Source organism: Xenorhabdus sp. TS4, from assembly GCF_014467265.1.
Lineage (GTDB): Bacteria > Pseudomonadota > Gammaproteobacteria > Enterobacterales > Enterobacteriaceae > Xenorhabdus > Xenorhabdus ehlersii.
Genome location: NZ_NKHQ01000074.1, coordinates 50,485 through 67,311 on the forward strand (window position 1 = coordinate 50,485; position 16,827 = coordinate 67,311).

A 16,827-nucleotide genomic window follows, 5' to 3' on the forward strand; every position below is an offset into this window, starting at 1 on the left:
AACAAAACATAACAATTAATGGCAAACGGCGATTATAGCCTGTTTTATCTCAAGTCAGGAGCGAGATTGTGTGATAATCTCCGTGGATTAATATGTTATTCCTTATGGATTGCTAAACACCAATATTGATGCCGTCATGAAAATTGCATTACAAAAACGACAATTACCGTATTCTCCTGATCTCGCCATTCACTATTTCGCCCCCCTTTCTGCATTACCTTGGGCCATGCTGTTACATTCTGGAACCGCCGAACATCCGCATAATCGATTTGATATTATTGTCGCCGAACCTGTGACAACCCTTGTCACCCAAAGAGCATCTACCGAAATTAATTGTCATGGTAAGGTTTCTCTTTCTCAGGAAGATCCCTTCCAGCTATTAAAAGACCATCTTCACCCCTGGGGTATTGATGCTCAATTTGATCCGGACCTGCCTTTTCAAGGAGGAGCATTAGGTATATGGGGATACGATCTCGGACGACGTATTGAAAAGTTACCTGAATTAGCCACCAATGAACTGAACTTTCCTGATATGGCTATAGGTATCTACGATTGGGGATTAATTATTGATCATCAGCTAAAGAAAGCGACGTTACTGAGCTACCACAATATTGACGAACGGCTGACATGGTTAGAGTCTCTACGAGAAAACAGGAAAGAAGGTTTTTCCCTGACAAGTCCGTGGCAATCCAATATGACAGCACAGCAATACCACGAAAAAATTGCTCAAATCCATTGCTACCTACGAGAAGGGGATTGCTATCAAGTCAATTTATCACAACGGTTCCATGCTAATTATGAGGGAGATGAATGGCAGGCATTTATCCAGCTCAATGAAAGTAATCAAGCTCCCTTTTCTGCCTTTATTCGCTTGCCTGAACACTGTGTTATCAGCGTTTCACCTGAACGTTTTATTCTTTTGAAAGATCATCACATTCAGACACGCCCAATAAAAGGAACGCTGCCCCGATTACAAAACCCCACAGAGGATCAATTGCAAGCAGAGAAATTAGCAAACTCACGCAAAGATCGTGCGGAAAACCTGATGATTGTTGACTTGTTGAGAAATGACATTGGGCGAGTTGCCACTCCAGGCTCGGTCAAAGTACCTGAATTATTTGTTGTTGAGCCTTTTCCGGCCGTACACCATCTGGTCAGCACCATCACAGCAACCTTGCCCGACACATATCATGCCACAGATTTACTGCGTGCCTGTTTTCCCGGCGGCTCAATCACGGGTGCTCCTAAAATCCGAGCCATGGAAATCATTGAAGAGTTGGAACCACATCGCAGACATGGATATTGTGGTGCTGTTGGCTATATTAGTTTCTGCGGTACAATGGACAGCAATATTACTATTCGTACCTTACTGACAGAAAAAGGAAAAATTTACTGTTGGGCAGGGGGTGGTATCGTCGCAGATAGTATTGCTGAAAAAGAATATCAGGAAACATTTGATAAACTCGGACGGATCTTACCTCAATTAGGGGAACTATCTATACCATGACATCGCTCTCTGACTTCATTCATCGGTTTCAATTGCAGCTTCCTGCACGACCAGTACATTTAGCCAGCAACCAACGGAATGCTGCGGTATTATTACCGATTATATGTAAGCCAGAGCCAACGCTGTTATTCACCCAACGTTCCGCAAGCCTCCGCTCCCACGCCGGGCAAATTGCTTTTCCGGGCGGAGCGGCAGATCCTGAAGACGCTTCCCTTATTGCCACTGCCTTGCGTGAGGCAGAAGAAGAAGTCAGTCTACCGCAAGATAAGGTACAAATACTGGGGCAATTAGCCCCCTTGGATAGCATTGGAGGTTATCGTGTCACTCCGGTAATTGGGCTTATTTCCGAACCAATCTCTTTTCGAACCAACCCAGCAGAAGTAGCGAGCATTTTTGAAATCCCGCTGTTTGATGCACTTTCCCTTCCCCATTATCGGTATCTGGATATAAAACGCCACAATCAACAGCGCCGAGTCTATTTTTATTGGCACCAAGAGCATATGATTTGGGGATTAACCGCAGCCATTATTTATCGTTTAGCACAGCAAGTGCAAAAAACGCCCTAAATTGGACACAAAACGCCACAAAACTGTGCATTACTTATCCATAATCATATCAATTGCTATTATAATTAAAAAAAAACTGTAAACTCCTTTATCAACACTACCAAATAACAGTAAAGTAGCGCGCTTTATATAAATAACTATATCTCTCTTCTTTAAAGGAGTCTGGCGTGATTAGCGTTTTCGACATGTTTAAGGTGGGTATTGGCCCATCCAGCTCTCATACTGTTGGTCCTATGAAAGCAGGCAAACAATTTGTCGATGATCTTGTAAACCAGGGGGTAATGTCCTCTATCACGCGTGTAGCTGTTGATGTATACGGCTCACTTTCATTAACCGGGAAAGGTCACCATACGGATATCGCTATCATCATGGGTCTGGCAGGTAATATGCCGGCAACTGTTGATATTGATTCAATTCCAGGTTTTATTCGTGATGTTGAGCAAACTGAACGTTTGCCGCTGGCAAATGGTTTACACGAAGTCGATTTTCCTCGCGATGGCGGTATGAACTTCCGTAGCGATAACTTATCACTGCACGAAAACGGCATGCAAATTCATGCGTTCGCCGGTGACGAAAAAGTTTACAGCAAAACCTACTACTCCATCGGTGGTGGTTTTATTGTTGATGAAGAACATTTTGGCAAGCCATCCCAAGATTCCAAACCTGTTTCTTATCCTTACAGCTCTGCGGCTGAACTACTGATGAACTGTAATAAAACAGGTTTGTCTGTTTCTGGCCTGATGATGAAAAATGAATTGGATCTACACAGCAAAGAAGAAATTGCTGAGTATTTCGCAGATGTCTGGGCAACCATGCAAGCTTGTATTGAGCGTGGCCTGAACACAGAAGGGGTTTTACCAGGCCCATTGCGTGTTCCTCGTCGTGCCGCCGCACTGCACCGTATGCTGACATCATCAAACAAATTGTCTAATGACCCAATGAATGTTGTCGATTTAATCAATATGTTTGCATTGGCCGTCAATGAAGAAAATGCGGCTGGTGGCCGTGTTGTTACGGCCCCAACCAATGGCGCGTGTGGTATTGTCCCTGCTGTTTTGGCCTATTACAACCATTGCATTGAACCTGTGACAGCGGAACTATACACGCGCTATTTCCTAGCCGCGGGTGCAATTGGTATCTTATATAAGATGAATGCCTCTATTTCTGGTGCGGAAGTTGGCTGCCAGGGCGAAGTTGGAGTTGCTTGTTCTATGGCGGCAGCCGGTCTTGCAGAATTACTCGGCGCAAGCCCTGAGCAGGTTTGTATCGCAGCAGAAATTGGCATGGAACATAACCTCGGCTTGACTTGTGACCCTGTTGCAGGCCAGGTGCAAGTTCCTTGTATTGAACGTAATGCCATTGCATCAGTTAAAGCGATCAATGCTTCCCGTATGGCACTTCGCCGTACCAGTGAACCACGTGTTTCTCTCGATAAAGTTATTGAGACCATGTATGAAACGGGCAAAGATATGAACGCGAAATACCGTGAAACTTCACGCGGTGGTTTGGCGATAAAAGTTCAATGTGACTAATATAAAATACTGCCCATTTATTATGCAATGAGCAGTATTATTGCCTATTTTTTCTACATTTGGATTTTAGCTGAAATAATATCCCTTCCATCTGGTAGGGATATTTTTTTGGCTGAAACGAGTTACTAAAGTACATTATTTTCCATTTTACGGTAAAAACATCACAATTTTTTTATAAGAAAATTAAGAAAATGTTACCGGAAACAAAAACAAACACCAAGTTATAAGAAATTATTAGAATTTTAAAATAAAATTTTATTATTTAACAGAATAAAATATTGTTTTAACCTGTCAAAATAGTCTGTCTTAATTTTTCTGACTGATAGCAATTTTCTTGAAGGCTGCAAATGATATTCTAACTATATATTTACTTATGTAACAAAATATAAAACCATAACAGTTTTATGTTCACGACTATCCTATTGATTGATAGGAAGTTAAATACATTAGAAATATTGAGTATGAGCTTGCAGTAGTCTGAGTTCAATTGTTATAGAAAGGGGAAAACAAGTGAGTATAGCCATTATGATTGGCACACACGGGGCCGCGGCGGAACAGCTGCTTCGAACCACAGAGATGTTGATTGGGGAACAGGAAAATGTTTCTTATATCGACTTTGTGCCCGGTGAAAATGCTGATACGTTATTCGAGAAATACAACCAAAAGCTGGAATCGCTTGATACAGAACAAGGCGTACTGTTTTTCGTCGATACCTGGGGTGGCAGTCCATTCAATGCCGCAAACCGCATTGTGATTGATAAAGACAACTATGAAATCGTTACTGGTGTCAATGTTCCGATGCTGGTTGAAGCTTTCATGTGTCGTGACGATGATCCAACGATGGAAGAGCTGGTTGCTGTTGCATTGGAAACCGGCAAAGAAGGGATCCGAGCCCTTAAAGCAAAACAAGATGAAGAGCCTGCCAAACCTGAACCCGTGAAACCCGCTGCACCTGTTTCAGTCATTTCCGCTTCATCAACCTCTGTGGGCGGCCATATGAAGATTGCCCTCGCACGCATTGATGATCGCCTTATCCACGGCCAAGTTGCTACCCGTTGGACTAAGGAAACTAACGTCAAGCGTATCATTGTCGTCAGTGATGAAGTTGCCCTGGATACTGTTCGCTCCACCTTGTTGAAACAAGTTGCACCTCCCGGTGTTAGCGCTCATGTTATAGACGTTGCCAAGTGCGTTCGGGTTTATAACAACCCCAAATATGCCGGTGAACGTGTCATGCTACTATTCACCAATCCAACAGATGTTCTGCGCATTGTCGAAGGTGGCGTCGCTATCGAATCCATAAACATCGGTGGCATGGCTTTCCGTCAAGGAAAAACCCAGATCAACAACGCGATTTCCGTTGATAAGACTGACATTGAAGCCTTTGAAAAACTGAACTCTCGTGGCATAGAACTTGAAGCTCGTAAAGTTGCTAGTGATACCCGTTTGAACATGATGGATCTGCTGAAAAAAGTTTAACCATAAAAACAAATGTCATTTTATTAACCATTACTCAATAACAAAATTCTTACCAAATTACATTTGGTTACAGGAGAAAAACAATGGAAATTACCGTTGTTCAATTTGTGTTGATATTCATCGTTGCCTGTATCGCAGGTATGGATTCAATTCTTGATGAATTTCAATTTCACCGACCATTAGTTGCTTGTACATTAGTCGGTTTAGTGCTTGGCGATATAAAAACCGGCATTATCATCGGCGGTACACTGGAAATGATTGCCCTTGGCTGGATGAATATCGGTGCAGCAGTCGCCCCCGATGCAGCATTGGCTTCTATCATTTCAACCATTCTGGTTATCGCAGGTGGGCAAGATGTCGGTGCCGGTATCGCACTGGCTATTCCACTGGCAGCAGCGGGCCAGGTTCTGACTATCATTGTCCGTACCTTGACTGTTGGTTTCCAACACGCAGCCGACAAAGCAGCAGAAAACGGCAATCTTCGCGCAATTAGCGTCATTCACGTTTCAGCTTTGCTGCTCCAGGCTATGCGAATCGCCATCCCTGCCCTGATTGTTGCTGTATCAGTAGGAACTTCTGAAGTTCAGCATATGTTGAATTCCATTCCACAAGTGGTTACCAGCGGCCTGAATATCGCCGGTGGTATGATCGTGGTTGTCGGTTATGCAATGGTGATTAACATGATGCGCGCAGGTTATCTGATGCCATTCTTCTACCTTGGTTTCGTAACTGCGGCCTTCACTAACTTCAACCTTGTCGCATTAGGTGTGATTGGTATTGTCATGGCAATCCTATATATCCAGCTTAGCCCAAAATATAATCAATCACAGGCAGCCACCCATGCTGGTAATACCCCAAACGACCTTGATAACGAATTAGATTAAGAGGATAAACAACATGTCAGAGGCAACAAATATGGGTCAGAAAAAGCTGACACAAAGCGATATTCGTGGTGTATTCCTCCGTTCTAACCTCTTTCAAGGATCGTGGAACTTTGAGCGTATGCAGGCACTCGGTTTCTGCTTCTCAATGATACCAGCCATTCGTCGTCTGTACCCAGAGAATACCGAAGAAAGGAAGCAAGCTCTCAAACGACATATGGAATTTTTTAATACCCATCCTTATGTTGCAGCGCCTATTCTTGGTGTCACCATGGCAATGGAAGAGCAACGGGCCAATGGGGCTGACATTGATGACGGGGCTATCAACGGTATCAAAGTGGGTTTGATGGGTCCTTTAGCGGGTGTAGGTGATCCTATTTTCTGGGGAACTGTTCGTCCGGTATTCGCTGCTCTGGGTGCAGGTATTGCCATGAGTGGCAGTCTGCTAGGCCCTATTCTGTTTTTCCTCCTGTTTAATTTAGTGCGATTACTTACCCGTTACTTGGGTGTGGCTTATGGCTACAAAAAAGGATTGGATATCGTTAAAGATATGGGGGGGGGGTTCTTGCAGAAAATGACGGAAGGAGCATCAATTCTCGGCTTGTTTGTCATGGGTGCACTCGTCAACAAATGGACCAAAGTGAATATTCCGCTAGTGGTTTCTGAAGTTCCTGATCCAATCACGGGTGAGATGAAAGTGACTACAGTTCAAACCATCCTTGACCAGTTAATGCCTGGGCTAATGCCATTGTTGTTAACATTTGGCTGTATGTGGCTACTGCGGAAGAAAGTCAATCCGTTATGGATTATCATCGGCTTTTTCGTGCTGGGGATCGTCGGTTTCCGTTTTGGTTTCCTTGGCTAGATCTGATATTCCTGCATGACTTGAATATTCGGGGAGGTTTTACCTCCCCTTTCTTTGTCAAGACAATAATTTCCCATGCACTATAAAAATAGGGATTAAAAATGAGTTTGAATGATATTGTTCTAATAGTTTTAATTGTATTAATGCTCGCTTTTGCGATTTATGATGAATTTATTATCAATCAGCTCAAAGGAAAAACGCTGTTAAATATCAAACTCAAAAGAAAACAGCGAATTGATGCGCTGATATTTATCATTTTGATTGCCATTATTATTTACAATAATGTCATATCACATGGCAGTCAGTTTACGACCTATTTATTAATATTTATCATCTTGGTGACATTATATCTTGGTTATATTCGCTCACCAAAACTAATATTCAAAAAACAAGGCTTTTATTATGCTAACCGTTTTTTTTCTTATGAAAGCATTAGCGCAATGAATTTATCTGAAGACGGCATTCTCATGATGGATTTAGGGCAAAACAAAATATATCTATCCGTAACAAAGCTGGATGACTTAGAAAAAATTTATCACTTTCTTGTTAACAACAGATGATTTCTCTTGGCGGATTCGACTAAATAAGATCAATAATTCACATTGGTCTTATTTCCCTCCTAAATAGAGACAGATAACGATAAGCATTATCATTTTCATATTTAAAATATGGCAAAATATTTTTTGCCTTTTATTCTTAATATGATATTGTCCGTCATAGTCATTGGGGAGTAGCCTGTTCCAGAAAATCTCTGGAAAATTCGTATCAACATACTCGTTTAAAATAAAACGTGGTACGAATACCTAAAGAACCTAATAACATCCAGGTTTTTATGTCCCCGTTATATTTCAAGTGACAATTAACAAAGTGGCAGCTTGAAAGATACGGGGATAAATCGGTTGGCAAGACCATAGACACATAACAGCGCCGTTGGTTGGGGGTGTGTTGTGTGTGTATGGAATCACCCAACCGAGGCTATTTTAATGAATCTCTATGCAACACTTATTCTCGCGCTTGCCCTTTCCATGGATGCTTTTGCCGCTGCCGTAGGAAAAGGAGCCGCCCTCCACCGACCTCATTTTCGCGAAGCCATCCGCACAGGTATCATCTTTGGCTTGGTTGAAGCCTGTACGCCTTTAATCGGTTGGTCATTGGGCCTGTATGCCAGCCAATATATTATGGAATGGGATCATTGGATTGCCTTTTTCTTGCTCTTGATCCTTGGCTGCCGCATGATAATTGATAGCTTCAAACGTGAACCTGAAACTTCTTATCAAGCTACTCCTCAACGCCATAGTTCAGTGGCATTGGTTCTCACTGCAATTGCAACCAGTCTGGATGCTATGGCAATTGGTGTCGGTCTTGCCTTCCTACAAGTTGATATTCTTCACACTGCCATGACAATTGGCCTTATGACTATGATTATGGCCACATTAGGCATGTTAATTGGTCGTTATATTGGTCCGCTATTGGGTAAAAGAGCCGAGTTGGTTGGGGGATTGGTCTTAATTGCCATTGGCTTCAATATATTATTCGAGCATCTTAAATTATTTTGGTATGCGGAATAAGGCTATTATTATCGTTTTCCATGTTGTAACTTTATTAACTGCACTTACTCCGGATACATAGCGCTATATTCCGGAGATGTGTTCTCTTACCATCGTGCTACTCCGGCTTAATAAGATGACAGCCGTCTTTTGATTATCAAATACGTCGATATATTTTTAACGTGAAATCTGCTTCACAATTAAACTGTTCTCTCGATATCAAATGCGTTTTAATTTCTTCTGATGCCCGCCAGGCAAAAGGGGTCATCTGCAATAAATTATGTGCTTGTTCACCCTTTAATGACATTGTATAGGCCAGCGTTTCGGTTGAAATTAATTCAAATTCTTCCCATTGTTCCTGATTTTCAGGATGTAAATGCACTTCCTGATAAATAAGCTCTTTCAATTGATACAAGTGACGAGGCCCTGGCGTTACCGTCAGGACGATACCACCTATTTTCACCACTCGAGCCAATTCTGTTGCCTTGCAAGGAGCATAGATCCGTAAAATACCCTCCAATGAACTGTCCGCAAATGGCAGCCGATGGCTAGATGCTACGCAGAAATTAACATCGGGATAACGCCTGGCACCATAACGAATTGCGACTTTCGCCACATCCAATCCATACACTACCAATTTCCGCTGAAGATTGAGCTGTTCCTGAACCGCCGCTGTGTAATAACCTTCACCACAACCAATATCCAGCAAAATTTCAGCGCTTTCTGGTAAATATTCACCAAGCAACTCAACTGTTTTTTGTTGCAGGGCTTGATAATGACCTGAGTGCAAAAATGCCCTTCTCGCTTGCATCATCTCCACACTATCCCCTGGCTCTTTTGAGCGTTTATGCTGAACGGGCAGTAAATTGACGTACCCTTCTTTTGCACAATCAAACTGGTGATTGTTTTCGCAACGCCATTGGTAGTTAGCAAACAGTAATGGTGAGTGACATAAAGGACATTGATAAGACATAACATTCCGATGGATAGGGAAAAATCAGGGACATACTATACCATATTTTTGATACATACGTTTTTTAACCCTCTCTTTTTGAAATTTAAGCCCGACACTCAATTATGTTACTAAATTAAAGAAATTGGATTGACTATTTCCGACATAATATTTATTTTTTTACCATTAATTAACATTTTTATCACGAAGTGAGGGTAACATGCCATACGATAATCTAGAGACCAAACGGCTTCTATTAAAAAAACTCGCTTATGACGACGCTATTCAAATTCAGCAAAAATTTCCTCATTGGCATGTCGTCAAATACTTAGATAGCAGCGCAGTTCCCTGGCCATATCCTGACGATGGCGCAGAATATTTTGTCAAAAACGTGGCTTTTCCCGCCATACAATCAGGAAAAGGCTGGTTATGGTCTATTCGGGTAAAAAAACATCCCGATGAACTCATCGGGATGATCGGGTTACATGATAGGCAAGATAATAACCGAGGATTTTGGCTTTCCTTAGAGCATCAAGGCCAAGGATTGATGCGTGAAGCCTGTGAAAAAGTGACTGATTATTGGTTTCACGTACTGGGGAAATCCGTTCTTAGAACACAAAAAGCCAGTATTAACTACGGTTCGAAAAAAATCTCAATAGCACAAGGAGAAAGGCTGATAAAAGTGGAAGAAAAAGAGTATGTTTCAGGAAAATATGATTGTGAGTTCTGGGAAATAACTAGGGAAGAATGGTGTAATCGGCATGTGCTTTCTTAATAAATTTTAACCCATTTATTAATCCTGCATTTTCTGCCTGGGAAACTGGGCTTGCAGGAATGGCAGTAATAATAAACCTATCATTACCGCACAGACAGAAATGGTAATAAATAACCCCTTCCAATGATAATGTTTTAAAATAATGGCAAAAGGATAACCAGCAAGTGCAGCACCAGTATAAGCGAAGAGACCGACAAACCCCGTCGCCGCCCCCGCCGAATCCTTATGGGAACATTCTGCGGCAGCCATACCAATCAATAATTGTGGACCAAAAACAAAAAATCCAATCGTGAAAAAACCAATGGATTGAAAAATCACACCAGTCATAGGCATCAACCATAAGGCAGCCACCGATAAGAAAATACCCATCGCAAATATCAAGTTCATCGGCCCGCGATTACCACCAAACACTCTATCCGATCCCCAGCCTGCCACCAGCGAGCCTATAAAACCACCCACTTCAAAAAGTGATAATACTGCGTTCGCACTGACTAAATCATAATGATGATATTCTGTCAGATACAGATTTCCCCAATCGTTAATAACCGTACGGACGAGATAGACCAAAACGTAACTCAGTGAAAGCAACCAAATATATTTATTGCAAAAAACATAGGTTTTCAGTATTTCTTTGGTGGTTAGCCCTTGCCCTTGATTTTCCTGTACCTTTTCTAAATGATCATTACGAAATTGACCAATGGTCGGTAATCCCATTGTGGCAGGCTTGTCACGTAATCGCCAACATAAAAATATCCCAGCCAAAATACCTAGACAGCCCGGCACAATAAATCCTTCTCGCCAGCTAAAATTTAATGTTAAGAAACTGACAAACAACGCAACCAATGCACTGCCTATATGGTGTGATGTATTCCATAGAGACCACCAAAAACCACGCTCTGAGCGAGAATACCAACTGGTGAGCAATTTGGCACAAGGCGGTGAACCCCAGCCCTGAAACCACGCATTCAATATCCACAAAAAGGTAAACATCACAATCGAGCTGGACAAACCAAAAAAGATATTGATGATCCCTGTGGCAATTAACCCGATTCCCATGAAATAACGCGGGTTGGAGCGATCAGAAATAATACCGGAAAGAAACTTGGAACAACCATAAGTGATATAAAACAGAGTTCCAATTAGGCCAATTTCCCCTTTATCAAGGCCGAGATCGGTTATCATGGCAGGCATCGCATAATTGAAACTTTTACGGGTAAAGTAAAACAGCGCATATCCCACATAGAGACTCAGCATAATATGCAAGCGCCAGTAGCGATACTGTTGCCGGATCTCTTCAGCAGATAGCGGCTCGTCATGTACCTGCCTGGATTGAGAAGAAGCTGTCATGACCGTATCTTAAAGTTTAGGCAAGATGATAGACAAATCCGTCCCCGAAGGTGTCGAATCACCTTGTCGTTTTTCACTATGAATTAAGAACGTCCCACCCAGGGCCTGCACACGTTCCCGCATACCACGTAAGCCAAACCCTTTCATATGATCCTCAGATTTACAACCAATACCATTATCTCTGATCAATAAATGGATCATCCCGTTGATGGAAAAATGCAATCCAATACGATCCGCTTGAGAATATTTCATGGCATTATTCAGCGCTTCCTGACAAAGACGATATAATGTAATTTGAGTTGTGTCACTTAGCTGCTCAATTGCCACAGCTGAATCCGTTTCCCAATAAACTTCTACCAATATGCCATGGGACTCAAATTCCATATCCCGCAATAATTGTTCAATAGCCTCTTTCAAACCGAGATCATCAAGAATTTTAGGCCGCAGCCGGCTAAGTAAGCCTTTAGTTGTATCATAGACATTGAGGGATAACGATTCGATAGTTTTAGCGCAATTAGCGCTAATCGGTGCTACTTCTATCCGCTGGATAATATTGGCCTGCGTACGAATGGCGGTAATATTCTGACCAATTTCATCATGCAATTCACGTGCAATTTCCCGCCTTACCGACTCTTCTGCTTTCACCAATTGACGGGACAAGCTGTGATTACAATGAAGCTGGCGCTTTAACTGTGCATTAAGGTCACGCTGACGCTGCACCGCCATCCCCAGCATGATCCCCGTTAACGTTTGAGCCAACAATGATAACAAAAGATCCGTTATCTCTATATTCGAAACACTATTATTCGAGACACCATTGCGTGCGGCAATCAAAGCAATACTGTTTAGCAAAGTGCCAACCACAGCGCCTTGCCAGCCGTAGCGAAAAGCCAGCAAGATAATAGGAATGGCCAGACAAAATGGAGCAAAATAACGCAACTCATTCGGCAAACCAACTTGAAGAAAAATATTCATTATAAACAATGAACTATAAAGAATAATGTGTTTCAGATGAAACTGAATACGATGCGATACAAGATTAGCAGTCAGGGGAAACCAAATATTTTGGAACAGGTAATGCCATACTAAATAGCACAAAGGAACTAACATGACACCACCGGTTAAACTCACCAAAAATGCAATACTCAAAGCAGAATTATGATTACTGATCGCCGCCACATTAATCATGGATGTTGTCAGAATGATAGCCACCATAACTGCAAACCGCTGCCATTGACTGCCACAATAGTAGCGACTGGCAAACCAAACAAGAGGAAAACTGGCCATGCTGGCAGTTAATACCGTCAGCCATTGTAGCTGCCCCATTAAGAGCGTCAAACAGATGGTAAGCCCCCATTCTGCGCCGTAAATAGTCGTCCAATAACGCTTGGGTGTATGAAGAGTAATGCCGAGGCGCAAAGCAAAAGGAAAAAATAGAATAGCCAGTTCAGAGTCATTGACAAAATAGTAGGCGATGACCCATAAGCAGAACCACCAACAAGAAAACAGTAACCAGCCGCAAAATGAATTAATCAGATATTGACGCATTAAAGATCACTAGTGGCAAAATAATTCGCCAAACCAACGTTATTCGTTACCCCTAATTTACTCATCGCATTGGCTCGATGGACATGTACGGTTTTATGGCTTAATCCTAATTCAGCCGCGATGGCTTTAACATCCATACCACTAGCCAACATCTCTCCAACTTGTCGCTCTCGTCTAGTCAGGTATTCCAATGAAGACGGATTGCTCTTTGATGACGTTAAATTAAGTACAATATCCGGTGTAAGATAACAACCATTATTGGCTGTAGTCCGCACCGCTTGAATCAGTTCATCCGGGCTGCAACGTTTACTGAGATAACCACGCGCACCGGCTTTCAAGGCATTCTCCACCATTGTGGCAGAGTCATGAACACTCAGCATAATACAGGTAATGCCTGAGGGAAGATCTTTCAGTAGTGAAAGCCCGCTTTCATCTTTCATTGAAATATCAAGAATACAAACCGTTGCCCCCGATCCCGGTAATCCTTGTCTGGCTTCAGCACATGAACTGAACTCCCCCACGACTTCAACATCAGACTCTAAATTCAGCAACTGAGCGAATCCTGAACGTACAACAACATGATCATCAACTAATGCTACTTTAATCATTATCATTTATTATCGAATTAAGTATCGGACTAAACTACCCTTATTAATATTGCTTCGCAATAGTACGTCATAGATAGAAAATAGGGGATATCAGGGCACAAAGTGATGAAAAAATGCTACTGCGGATATACAGCAGCATCAGTAAGTTTTTACTATAGCTTAATGTGCTTTCTTCGCTTTTCGAATCTTTCTCTCTTCCGCAATAGCCACGAAAGCAAGCAGGGTAAGGCATACAAATGCTGAGGTATCCAGGGCAACAAATGTCCCTTTCCAACCCGTTAAACCAAAGACAGGCACGCCATCAGCAATCATCCCCAAACCGAGCTTGGCAAAGCTGTCACCGATTAAATAAGCAAATGTTCCTTTAACACCATCAGCCACACTGATCGCTTTTTTCGGTACAAACCCAACAGCAGCTACACCAATCAACAACTGTGGACCAAATACCAGAAAACCAAGCACAAACAGAGAGCCCAAATACATGTATTCACTGGTTGCATGTTGATAGAATTCAAGGCAGACAATAATCAACCCTAACGAGACACAGGCAACCAGGGCACGACGGCCATTCGCCAAATCTGACAAATACCCCCACATTAATGTGCCTACCAGCGCCCCTATTTCGAACATGGTAAAACCAGTGATGGCGGTTTCTTTTGATTGTCCCAATTCCTGATAAGCATACACTGTTGACCATTGGTCAATACCAATACGCACGATGTAAAGGAAGATATTGGCAAAACAAAGCAGCCAAATGACTTTGTTTTTTAATACATATTCAACAAAGATCTCACGTTTGGTCATTTGGTTTTTTTCTGCCGCGATATCTTCTTCGCTGACAGGTTCATCAAATAACTCTTCTACCTTACCCAAACCATAACTTTCTGGAGAATCGCTACCATAACGCAATCCAATGAAACCAATGATCAGGGCGATAATAGAAGGGAAAATAAACATCCCTATTACATGACCATCAAAGAAATAATTGGCACCAAAGAGTGCAATCCCAGCCGCAGCGGCACCACCTACATTATGTGACATATTCCACAAACCCAGATAGGTTCCACGCTTGTTACGGGGAGTCCATTTCGTAATAGTGGAATAGCTGGCAGGCCCACCGATACTTTGGAAAAAACCACTCAACGCATAAAATGCCACCATCAGGAAAATGCTGATGCCGGAATTTCCCATACTCATACTAAACCCTAACATGGCGATGCCAGATAGGATCAGCATAAATGGCAGAAATTGTTTGGTATTTTTGCCATCGGCATAATAAGCAACAACGGTTTTACCAATACCATAAGTAATAGAAAAACCTAATCCTATCAACCCAAGCTGCGTCATCGACAAACCATAAGTCGAGATCATATCGTTTTGGGCTATGTTAAAGTTCTTACGCACCAAATACATAGCCATATAGCCAATAAAAACCACCAAATACGACTGCATAAAGGGTTTGAACCACATTTTACGGCGTACTTCCACTGGAAGATCCAGTGTTGGCTTACGAATTTGTTCTAGAATCTTAAGCATTTGAAATCCTTAGATAACTACAAAAAAAGAGCCTTTTTGAAGCAGGTGAAAATAAAAAAGACAAATCGCAAGAAAGCAAAAATTTTCGTAGTTATAGTTTTCGTAAATATAGTTTCGCAGATATAGTTATTATCGGGTCAGTTTAGAAAACTAAAGGAAGATTGGCTTGAGCTATGGTCCTAGTTTAGCTAGGAATATTTCCTAGTTTTATCCTATTCGAGCATAAAGCGTGAAAGAAATCACACTCTTTGCTCAATATATCCATATAAGTACCTATAAAAGAGAAACCCGCGCGGTGAAGTGGGCGGGTTAGATTAGTTATTGCTTTAGTCAGGCCGCCTTGTGGCGCTGATTTTCTTTTTTCGCTTTTCATCGCTTTGTTGTGAACTTCTGTCAGTATCCGTTTTTTCTCACTATTGGCAAAACGATTTAAAACTTGCCTGATTAACGGCTGATAGCCCAAGCCATTAAGGTCAGCTATCATTTTCAGGTCTTCAATCAGAGACTTATTCAACCTGATTGAAATCGGTTGCAAATCCAATGCCTCATTAATCAGATCATCTGTTATATCATCAGACACTTTGACGTGAGCTTCACTGCGACCAAGCTCACCGTTATCCCATACTTCATCAGTGGAAGCTATCAGGTTTGTTTGCTCATTTCTCTGTTCCTAGACCCTATTTTCCGTAAATTCTCAATTCATCTTCGTTAGGTGCATAGGCTGTTCTTATGGCTACTCCTTTTTCAGGATAATAAATAAAGACCATCTTTAATTTAACACCGTAATCAGTTTCAGATATAAACCACTTAGTTGGCGGGTCGGTTCTATTGTCTTCTCTTGTGTCCTCAAGAAAACACCCAACCCGATTAGAAAAACACTGGAGTATATACAGAATAATCTACGAAACAGATCAAAACTCAAAACAACTCAAACCCACTCATAAAACCTCAGTAATTTCTGTATGATTGATAGATAAAGTAAATTGCTAACTTATAATTTTTGTATGTACAAAATCAGTTTTAGCCGTCCGTGGCTCAAAAGCAGCCAGTTAAGTGACCTATCATTTTTATTACACTTCTGGAATGTCGCTATCAAACCAATTAGTGAAGCTATTGTCGTAATAGTCGCCCCTAGCGTCATAACGGCACCATTTTTGTTGATTTGATAGCGTTCAATTTCAAGAAAAACTCTGATGGTATTTTGAGCATGATACTATAAAGTATTTTACAATACCGTCAAAAATTGCATGCTGATTTGGTGAGATATGGAAGCAAAAAAGCCCTGAAATCAGGGCATTAATTAGAAAATCATCATGATTTGGTGAGGCTCTAAATCATTCCCACTCAATTGTTTATAATTGAGTTAACTAATTGATTTAATTCAATATAAAAACAAAAAACCTAATTAATACCGTCAAAAATACCGTCAACAGAAAGAAGTGCGTTCATGACCTAAAATTTATTTCTGAGATAATTCATTTATACCAAAAATTGTCAGCCCTATCACAATCCCACCACCCTCTGCCCCAAATTCCACACCGAATTTTCCGGAGTTTGGGTGAATTTCACTCAAAACTACCCAATACCCCTCCAAATCCTCATTTTGCTCATTTATTGAACTAATAATTTGTTTAATTTCAGCACATTCAACAGCCAGATACCCGTTTTTACTGCACGAATCAAC

16 protein-coding genes and 1 riboswitch are annotated in these 16,827 nt (G+C 41.6%); of the genes, 9 read left to right on the forward strand and 7 right to left on the reverse strand.

From position 1 onward, the window contains the following. Positions 1 to 136: 136 nt before the first annotated feature. From pabB to mntP, 8 genes are all read left to right on the forward strand, one after another. Positions 137 to 1,507: an aminodeoxychorismate synthase component 1 gene (gene pabB / locus Xets_RS14415; RefSeq protein ID WP_187651968.1), complete on the forward strand. Its 1,371-nt coding sequence runs from the start codon at positions 137 to 139 to the stop codon at positions 1,505 to 1,507. Further along, positions 1,504 to 2,073, forward strand: coding sequence for a CoA pyrophosphatase (locus Xets_RS14420; RefSeq protein WP_099131322.1), 570 nt, complete (start codon positions 1,504 to 1,506; stop codon positions 2,071 to 2,073). Before pabB ends, Xets_RS14420 begins: the two co-directional genes overlap by 4 nt. A gap of 167 nt (positions 2,074 to 2,240) precedes the next feature. Continuing rightward, a complete protein-coding gene (locus Xets_RS14425) occupies positions 2,241 to 3,605 on the forward strand; it encodes an L-serine ammonia-lyase (protein WP_099131323.1) in 1,365 nt (454 codons plus the stop codon). 510 nt (positions 3,606 to 4,115) lie between these two features. Next, positions 4,116 to 5,084 carry a PTS mannose transporter subunit IIAB gene (gene manX, locus Xets_RS14430; RefSeq protein WP_187651969.1) on the forward strand — a complete coding sequence of 323 codons (969 nt, stop codon included), beginning with the start codon at positions 4,116 to 4,118 and terminating at the stop codon, positions 5,082 to 5,084. Positions 5,085 to 5,167: 83 nt separating this feature from the next. Beyond that, positions 5,168 to 5,968: a PTS mannose/fructose/sorbose transporter subunit IIC gene (locus Xets_RS14435; protein WP_099131325.1), complete on the forward strand. Its 801-nt coding sequence runs from the start codon at positions 5,168 to 5,170 to the stop codon at positions 5,966 to 5,968. 13 nt (positions 5,969 to 5,981) lie between these two features. Beyond that, entirely contained in the window at positions 5,982 to 6,830 is an 849-nt protein-coding gene (locus tag Xets_RS14440; protein WP_187651970.1) for a PTS mannose transporter subunit IID, read from the forward strand. Positions 6,831 to 6,931: 101 nt separating this feature from the next. Continuing rightward, a complete protein-coding gene (locus Xets_RS14445; RefSeq protein WP_187651971.1) occupies positions 6,932 to 7,390 on the forward strand; it encodes a DUF986 family protein in 459 nt (152 codons plus the stop codon). Positions 7,391 to 7,541: 151 nt separating this feature from the next. Beyond that, positions 7,542 to 7,666, forward strand: a riboswitch (yybP-ykoY riboswitch). A 147-nt stretch (positions 7,667 to 7,813) separates the two neighbouring features. Next, positions 7,814 to 8,398, forward strand: coding sequence for a manganese efflux pump MntP (gene mntP, locus Xets_RS14450; RefSeq protein WP_143707513.1), 585 nt, complete (start codon positions 7,814 to 7,816; stop codon positions 8,396 to 8,398). A gap of 136 nt (positions 8,399 to 8,534) precedes the next feature. On the opposite strand, the gene rlmA is transcribed toward mntP, so the two are convergent. Next, positions 8,535 to 9,350 carry a 23S rRNA (guanine(745)-N(1))-methyltransferase gene (gene rlmA, locus Xets_RS14455; protein WP_099131329.1) on the reverse strand — a complete coding sequence of 272 codons (816 nt, stop codon included), beginning with the start codon at positions 9,348 to 9,350 and terminating at the stop codon, positions 8,535 to 8,537. 199 nt (positions 9,351 to 9,549) lie between these two features. On the opposite strand from rlmA, the gene Xets_RS14460 reads away from it, so the two are divergent. Continuing rightward, positions 9,550 to 10,104: a GNAT family N-acetyltransferase gene (locus Xets_RS14460; RefSeq protein WP_187651972.1), complete on the forward strand. Its 555-nt coding sequence runs from the start codon at positions 9,550 to 9,552 to the stop codon at positions 10,102 to 10,104. 18 nt (positions 10,105 to 10,122) lie between these two features. On the opposite strand, the gene Xets_RS14465 is transcribed toward Xets_RS14460, so the two are convergent. The 6 genes from Xets_RS14465 to Xets_RS22625 all read right to left on the reverse strand — a co-directional run. Beyond that, the gene (locus Xets_RS14465) at positions 10,123 to 11,451 is read right to left on the reverse strand and encodes an MFS transporter (protein ID WP_099131331.1); all 1,329 of its coding nucleotides are present in this window, start codon (positions 11,449 to 11,451) and stop codon (positions 10,123 to 10,125) included. Positions 11,452 to 11,460: 9 nt separating this feature from the next. After that, positions 11,461 to 12,999: a signal transduction histidine-protein kinase/phosphatase UhpB gene (gene uhpB, locus Xets_RS14470; protein WP_187651973.1), complete on the reverse strand. Its 1,539-nt coding sequence runs from the start codon at positions 12,997 to 12,999 to the stop codon at positions 11,461 to 11,463. Continuing rightward, positions 12,999 to 13,607: a transcriptional regulator UhpA gene (gene uhpA, locus Xets_RS14475; RefSeq protein WP_099131470.1), complete on the reverse strand. Its 609-nt coding sequence runs from the start codon at positions 13,605 to 13,607 to the stop codon at positions 12,999 to 13,001. Before uhpA ends, uhpB begins: the two co-directional genes overlap by 1 nt. Positions 13,608 to 13,766: 159 nt before the next feature. Beyond that, a complete protein-coding gene (gene uhpT / locus Xets_RS14480) occupies positions 13,767 to 15,143 on the reverse strand; it encodes a hexose-6-phosphate:phosphate antiporter (RefSeq protein WP_099131333.1) in 1,377 nt (458 codons plus the stop codon). 184 nt (positions 15,144 to 15,327) lie between these two features. Continuing rightward, the gene (locus Xets_RS24760) at positions 15,328 to 15,723 is read right to left on the reverse strand and encodes a BrnA antitoxin family protein (protein WP_255430658.1); all 396 of its coding nucleotides are present in this window, start codon (positions 15,721 to 15,723) and stop codon (positions 15,328 to 15,330) included. 879 nt (positions 15,724 to 16,602) lie between these two features. Beyond that, a partial coding sequence (locus tag Xets_RS22625) for a hypothetical protein (RefSeq protein ID WP_222941608.1) occupies positions 16,603 to 16,827 on the reverse strand: 225 nt, incomplete at its 5' end.

What these genes read in the sequence shown, in the direction of transcription:
- mntP (WP_143707513.1), top strand. Translation starts at nt 7,814, where the DNA reads ATGAATCTCTATGCAACACTTATTCTCGCGCTTGCCCTTTCCATGGAT.
- Xets_RS14465 (WP_099131331.1), bottom strand. Translation starts at nt 11,451, where the DNA reads ATGACAGCTTCTTCTCAATCCAGGCAGGTACATGACGAGCCGCTATCT.
- uhpB (WP_187651973.1), bottom strand. Translation starts at nt 12,999, where the DNA reads ATGCGTCAATATCTGATTAATTCATTTTGCGGCTGGTTACTGTTTTCT.
- pabB (WP_187651968.1), top strand. Translation starts at nt 137, where the DNA reads ATGAAAATTGCATTACAAAAACGACAATTACCGTATTCTCCTGATCTC.
- rlmA (WP_099131329.1), bottom strand. Translation starts at nt 9,350, where the DNA reads ATGTCTTATCAATGTCCTTTATGTCACTCACCATTACTGTTTGCTAAC.
- Xets_RS14460 (WP_187651972.1), top strand. Translation starts at nt 9,550, where the DNA reads ATGCCATACGATAATCTAGAGACCAAACGGCTTCTATTAAAAAAACTC.
- Xets_RS14445 (WP_187651971.1), top strand. Translation starts at nt 6,932, where the DNA reads ATGAGTTTGAATGATATTGTTCTAATAGTTTTAATTGTATTAATGCTC.
- Xets_RS14440 (WP_187651970.1), top strand. Translation starts at nt 5,982, where the DNA reads ATGTCAGAGGCAACAAATATGGGTCAGAAAAAGCTGACACAAAGCGAT.
- uhpA (WP_099131470.1), bottom strand. Translation starts at nt 13,607, where the DNA reads ATGATTAAAGTAGCATTAGTTGATGATCATGTTGTTGTACGTTCAGGA.
- uhpT (WP_099131333.1), bottom strand. Translation starts at nt 15,143, where the DNA reads ATGCTTAAGATTCTAGAACAAATTCGTAAGCCAACACTGGATCTTCCA.
- Xets_RS14420 (WP_099131322.1), top strand. Translation starts at nt 1,504, where the DNA reads ATGACATCGCTCTCTGACTTCATTCATCGGTTTCAATTGCAGCTTCCT.
- Xets_RS14435 (WP_099131325.1), top strand. Translation starts at nt 5,168, where the DNA reads ATGGAAATTACCGTTGTTCAATTTGTGTTGATATTCATCGTTGCCTGT.